General features: G+C 63.7%; 6 protein-coding genes. All 6 read left to right on the top strand.

Translation table 11 applies throughout. The features are described from left to right. Positions 1 to 415 precede the first annotated feature (415 nt). A complete protein-coding gene (locus VN856_RS17130; protein ID WP_325691103.1) occupies positions 416 to 1,714 on the top strand; it encodes an amidohydrolase family protein in 1,299 nt (432 codons plus the stop codon). Positions 1,715 to 1,784: 70 nt separating this feature from the next. After that, complete coding sequence (locus VN856_RS17135) at positions 1,785 to 2,951, top strand: acyl-CoA dehydrogenase family protein (RefSeq protein ID WP_325691110.1); 1,167 nt, start codon at positions 1,785 to 1,787, stop codon at positions 2,949 to 2,951. A 48-nt stretch (positions 2,952 to 2,999) separates the two neighbouring features. Next, the gene (locus VN856_RS17140; RefSeq protein ID WP_325691104.1) at positions 3,000 to 4,220 is read left to right on the top strand and encodes a CaiB/BaiF CoA-transferase family protein; all 1,221 of its coding nucleotides are present in this window, start codon (positions 3,000 to 3,002) and stop codon (positions 4,218 to 4,220) included. Beyond that, positions 4,217 to 5,026 carry an enoyl-CoA hydratase/isomerase family protein gene (locus VN856_RS17145; RefSeq protein WP_325691106.1) on the top strand — a complete coding sequence of 270 codons (810 nt, stop codon included), beginning with the start codon at positions 4,217 to 4,219 and terminating at the stop codon, positions 5,024 to 5,026. Before VN856_RS17140 ends, VN856_RS17145 begins: the two co-directional genes overlap by 4 nt. Further along, complete coding sequence (locus tag VN856_RS17150) at positions 5,019 to 6,176, top strand: thiolase family protein (RefSeq protein WP_325691107.1); 1,158 nt, start codon at positions 5,019 to 5,021, stop codon at positions 6,174 to 6,176. Before VN856_RS17145 ends, VN856_RS17150 begins: the two co-directional genes overlap by 8 nt. An 11-nt stretch (positions 6,177 to 6,187) precedes the next feature. Continuing rightward, on the top strand, positions 6,188 to 6,497 hold a 310-nt coding region (locus tag VN856_RS17155), incomplete at its 3' end, for an acyl-CoA dehydrogenase family protein (protein WP_325691109.1).

Below are 6,497 nucleotides of genomic sequence, written 5' to 3' on the forward strand. Positions count from 1 at the left end.
TTCCGCCGCTCCTCGGGGAGCATGCCCGACACCGCGTGCCGGGCAGCGTCGTCCCACTGATCCGCCGGCAACGGGGACAGACGCATACGGGCTCCTCGTCTAAGAGAATCAGATTCTCATATTTGATCAATAGGTTTCCACGAACTCCGGGATTGGTCAATATTTGGGTTCCACCTGCGGTGACATTGCCTGCTCGCGCGGCCACGTCAGCTGCCCCAACCCGACCCTTACCGTGGCAGGGGTAGCCTCAAGATGTTGATTCTCGGGAATCGAGAAGCTAGTTTTCATACACGGGAGATGTCAGCGGCGAAAGCGATTCGTCGACGGGCCGACCACGGGTTCGCAACAATCACGGCATAACCGCGAGCCAATGACCAGGTGGGCCCCGAACGCCCCCGACTGAGAGGACCGGGCAGTGAACAAAGACGACATGATTTTGATCAGCGTCGACGACCACACCGTCGAGCCACCGGACATGTTCAAGGACCACCTGCCGAAGAAGTACATCGACGATGCCCCGCGGCTGGTGCACAACGACGACGGCTCGGACACCTGGCAGTTCCGCGACACGATCATCCCCAATGTCGCGCTGAACGCGGTGGCCGGTCGACCCAAAGAGGAATACGGAATAGAGCCGCAGGGCCTCGATGAGATCCGCCCGGGTTGTTACAACGTCGACGAGCGGATCAAAGACATGAACGCCGGGGGCATCCTGGCGTCGATCTGCTTCCCATCGTTCCCCGGCTTCGCCGGCCGCCTGTTCGCCACCGAGGATCACGACTTCTCGGTCGCTTTGGTGCAGGCGTACAACGACTGGCACATCGACGAATGGTGTGGCGCTTACCCGGCCCGCTTCATCCCGATGGCGATTCCGGTGATCTGGGATGCCGAAGAGTGCGCCAAAGAGGTGCGACGGGTTTCCAAAAAGGGTGTCCACGCGCTGACCTTCACCGAGAACCCGGCCGCGATGGGCTACCCCAGCTTCCACGACGACTATTGGAAGCCGCTGTGGGATGCGCTGTGCGACACCAACACAGTGATGAATATCCACATCGGTTCCTCGGGCCGGCTGGCGATCACTGCTCCGGACGCGCCGATGGACGTGATGATCACGCTGCAGCCGATGAACATCGTGCAGGCCGCCGCGGACCTGTTGTGGTCCAAACCGATCAAGGAATACCCGGACCTGAAGATCGCGCTGTCCGAGGGCGGCACTGGGTGGATTCCCTACTTCCTCGAACGGGCCGACCGGACCTACGAGATGCACTCGACGTGGACGCACCAGGACTTCAAGGGCAAGCTGCCCAGCGAGGTTTTCCGCGAGCACTTCCTGACCTGCTTCATCAGCGACAAGGTCGGTGTCAAGCTCCGCAACATGATCGGCATCGACAACATCTGCTGGGAGGCCGACTACCCGCACAGCGACTCGATGTGGCCGGGCGCGCCCGAAGAATTATGGGAAGTTCTGTCCGAGAACAGTGTGCCGGACGACGAGATCAAGAAGATGGCGTACCAGAACGCGATGAAATGGTATTCCTTCGACCCGTTCAGCCACATCACTGAAGCGCAGGCCTCGGTGGGCGCATTGCGGAAATCTGCTGAAGGACACGATGTTTCGATCCGCGCACTCAGCAAGCACAAGGACTCCAGGTCGGGTTCGTCGTTCGCGGAATTTGCGGCCAGCGCGAAAAATCTGACCGGCAACACGGACTGACGCGCCACCGGACATATCTGCGCCGGTGGCTGAACTGACAAAAGGAGACTTCGCAGTGGCCGGCGGTGGGATGAACTTCGAGCTGACCGATGACCAACAGCTGATCCGAGCGTCGGTCGCCGAGTTGGCGTCCAAGTTCGACGACCACTACTGGATGGAAAAAGACCAGGCGCACGAATTCCCGCAAGAGTTCTACGACGCGATCGCCAGCGGCGGCTGGCTCGGCATGACGATCCCCGAGGAGTACGGCGGCCACGGACTCGGCATCACCGAGGCGACGTTGCTGCTCGAGGAGGTCTCGCGATCGGGTGCTGCGATGAACGGTGCCAGCGCGATTCACCTCACCATCTTCGGCATGCAGCCAGTCGTCAAGCACGGCTCCGACGAGCTGAAGGCCAGGACCCTCCCGCGAATCGTCAATGGCGATCTGCATGTGTGCTTTGGCGTCACCGAACCCGGTGCGGGACTTGATACATCGCGCATCACGACATTCGCCAAGCGCGAAGGCGACACCTACCGGATCAACGGGCGAAAGGTGTGGATCTCCAAGGCGCTGGAGTCCGAGAAGATCCTGCTGCTGACGCGTACCACGCCGTTCGACGAGGTCACCAAGAAGACCGACGGTATGACGCTGTTCCTCACGGACCTCGATCGCGACCACGTCGACATCCGGCCGATCAAGAAGATGGGCCGCAACGCCGTCAGCTCCAACGAGGTCTTCATCGACGATCTGATCGTCCCGGTCGAGGATCGCGTAGGCGAAGAGGGACAAGGGTTTAAGTACATCCTCGACGGCCTCAACCCTGAGCGGATGCTGATCGCCGCCGAGGCGCTCGGGATCGGGCGCGTCGCGCTGGAAAAGGCCGTCAAGTACGGCAACGAGCGCGTGGTGTTCAACCGCCCGATCGGTATGAACCAGGGCCTGCAGTTCCCGCTGGCCGACTCACTGGCCCGCCTCGATGCCGCGGAACTCATTCTGCGCAAGGCCACCTGGCTGTATGACAACGGCAAACCCTGTGGCCGCGAAGCCAATACCGCGAAATACCTCTGTGCCGACGCCGGATTCGCAGCAGCCGATCGGGCGCTGCAATTGCACGGCGGGATGGGCTACTCGGAGGAGTACCACGTGTCGCGCTACTTCCGCGAGGCTCGCCTGATGAAGATCGCACCGGTCAGTCAGGAGATGATTCTCAACTTCCTCGGCGAGCACGTGCTGGGATTGCCGAGGAGTTACTGATGGCGCGGTCACTGTTCGATCTGACCGCGTTGGCGGCATGGTGATGTGATGTCGGAAACTCGGGGGCCGCTGACGGGCATCACCGTGGTGGCTCTGGAGCAGGCGGTCTCGGCGCCGATGTGTACCCGCGTGCTCGCCGATTTCGGTGCTCGTGTCATCAAGGTGGAAAACCCCAAGGGCGGAGACTTCGCCCGGTACTACGACGAAGTCGTCAACGGGCTTGCTGCGCACTTCGTTTGGGCCAACCGGGGCAAGGAGTCGGTGACACTCGACCTGAAAGCCGATGCGGGGCGGGACATTCTGCATCGGTTGCTCGACCGAGCGGATGTGCTGGTCTCCAACCTCGCTCCGGGCGCGGTCGCCAGACTCGGCGTCTCCGCCGCCGACCTGAAGCAGCGCCACCCGAACGTGATCGCGGTCGAGATCGACGGATACGGTCCCGGCGGACCGCTGTCGCACAAGCGGGCTTACGACCTGCTCGTGCAAGCGGAGTCGGGCGCCTGCGCTATCACCGGCAGTCCGGGCGCGCCCGCGAAACCAGGTCCACCGGTGGCGGACATCAGCACTGGACTGTATTCGGCGCTGTCGATTCTGGCGCTGCTCTATTCCCGCGACGCTCAGTCCACACCTGCCCAGCATGGCAACACTGTCGGACTCAGCCTGCTCGACACCATGACCGAGCTGATGGGCTATCCGCTCACCTACACCCAGCATTCCGGTATCGATCAGCAACCGTTGGGGATGAGCTCACCCGCGGTCGCGCCGTACGGTGCCTATCAGACCGCCGACGACCAGACCGTCGTGCTCGGAACGACGAACGACGCTGAGTGGCAGCGGCTTTCGCGCCAGATCATCGAGCGCGACGATCTCGCCGACGATCCACGATTTGCCAGCAACTCGTCACGCTGTGCCCACCGGGCCATCCTGGACGAGGCCATCGGCGACTGGTGTGCGCAACACGACCTGGACCATGTGCAGAAGACCGCGGATGCAGCCGGGATCGGCAATGCGCGGTACAACACGCCCAGTGAAGTGCTGGTGCACCCGCAGCTGACCGCCCGAGACCGGTGGCGTGAGGTGGATACACCTGCCGGGCCGATCCAAGCCCTGTTGCCCCCACCCGTCATCGCCGGCTTCAAGCCCCCGATGGGCGCGGTGCCAGGGCTGGGGCAGCACACCGATGCGGTGCTGGCCGAGCTCGGCGTCAGCGATGACGAGATCGACCGCCTGCGCGTATTGGGCGCCATCGGACCGGCCTACACCCGATGAGCGCCGAAGACGCTGCGCTGCTGTGCGACGACCGCGACGGTGTGCGGACGCTGACGCTGAATCGGCCACGGCGCAAGAACGCGATCAACCGTGAGCTCTGGGTCGCGCTGGCCGAAGCGCTTACTGCTGCCGACAAAGACCGCGGTGTGCGAGCTGTGGTGATCACCGGTGCCGAGGGCGCGTTTTGTTCCGGTGCCGACATCTCGACGCCCGACGACAGCCACCCCGTCCACAAGCTGCAGCGGCTGACCGACGTCGCGCTGGCGCTGCACGAGCTGTCGGTGCCCACCATCGCCAAAGTCAACGGCGTCGCGGTTGGTGCCGGGTGGAACCTGGCACTGGGCTGCGACCTGGTGGCGGCGACTCCCGAATCTACCTTCTCGCAGATCTTTTCCAAGCGCGGCTTGTCGGTGGATCTTGGCGGCTCGTGGCTGCTGCCGAAAATCGTTGGCCTGCAACAGGCCAAACGACTGGTGCTGCTGGCAGAGACCATCGACGCCGCCGAAGCGCACGCGCTGGGCCTGGTGACGTGGCTAGTGGATGCCGGCGGGATCGACGCATTCGTCGCCGACGTCGCCGACCGGCTGGCCGCCGGGCCGCCGGTTGCGTTGGCGCACAGCAAGGCGCTGCTGAACGAGGGAGTGGATCGGACCATGCGCGATGCGCTGGCCAATGAAGCACGCGCACAGGTAGGTAACTTCGCCACGGTCGATTCAGCCGAAGCGTATGCGGCTTTCGCCGAAAAGCGGGACCCGTCGTTCACGGGTCAATGGGCGGTCAAGAGATCGGAGCAGAAAAATGCGTGAAACAGTCATCGTCGAGGCCGTGCGGACGCCGGTCGGTAAGCGCAACGGTGGATTGTCGAGCATGCACGCCGCCGACCTGTCGGCCATCGTGCTCAGTGAGCTCATGGAGCGCACCGGAATCGACCCGGACATCATCGACGACGTCGTTTGGGGATGTGTGTCTCAGGTCGGCGACCAGTCCAGCAACATCGGCCGCTACGCGGTGCTGGCGGCAGGCTGGCCCGAAAGCATCCCCGGCACAACGATCAACCGGGCCTGCGGTTCCAGCCAGCAGGCTCTGGACTTCGCGGTGCAAGCGGTGATGTCCGGCCAGCAGGACGTGGTGGTGGCCGGCGGCGTAGAGGTGATGAGCCGGGTGCCACTGGGCTCGGCGAGGGCCACTGGACAGCCTTACGGTCCCAAAGTGCTTGAACGCTATAGCGGTTTCTCGTTCAACCAGGGTCTGTCGGCGGAGATGATCGCCAAGCAGTGGGGCTTCTCCCGCACCCGGCTCGACGAGTATTCCGCGTTGTCCCATGAGCGGGCCGCAGCGGCGCAGGACAGCGGCGCCTTCACTGAGCAGATCGTTCCGGTCTTTCCCACTCAAGGAGACGACGGCGCCGTCGTCGCCGCGGACGAAGGGATACGGCGGGGAACCACCGTCGAGAAATTGGCGGGTCTGAAGCCCGCATTCGACGACGCCGGCGTGATCCATGCCGGTAATTCGTCGCAAATCTCTGATGGCGCAGCGGCGTTGCTGGTCATGACGTCGCAAATGGCTGTCGAGCTGGGCCTCACGCCCTTGGTGCGATACCGGGCCGGCGCCGTGACCGGCGCGGATCCGGTGCTGATGCTCACCGGGCCCATCCCGGCCACCGAGAAGGTGCTGAAGAAGACCGGCGTCTCGATCGGCGAGATCGGTGCATTCGAGGTCAACGAGGCCTTCGCCCCGGTGCCGCTGGCGTGGCTCGACGAGACCGGCGCCGACCCGAATCTGCTCAATCCGCTGGGCGGAGCGATCGCGCTCGGTCACCCGCTGGGCGCATCAGGCGCCGTGCTGATGACTCGTCTGGCGTATCACATGCGCGACAACGGAATTCGATTCGGACTGCAGACCATGTGCGAAGGTGGCGGCACAGCCAACGCCACGCTCGTCGAACTTGTTGCCTGACAGGGGAATTCATGCGTCGAGACCTCTTCACCGAAGACCACGAAGCATTCCGCGCGCTGGCCCGCGATTTCGTCGAGAAGGAGGTGGTACCCGCCTACCCCGAGTGGGAGAAGGGCGGGCGGATGCCACGCGACGTCTTCAAGAAGATGGGTGCGCTCGGGATGCTCGGGATGGCGATTCCCGAGGAGTACGGCGGTGCCGGCGTGCCCGACTACCGCTACAACGTTGTGCTGCAAGAGGAGGCGGCCCGGGCGCTGGTAACACTGTCCACGGTGCGCACCCAACTCGAGGTGATCCTGCCGTACTTCCTGCACTACGCGA

This window comes from Mycobacterium sp. (assembly GCF_035603715.1).
In the GTDB taxonomy this organism is placed as follows: Bacteria; Actinomycetota; Actinomycetes; order Mycobacteriales; family Mycobacteriaceae; genus Mycobacterium.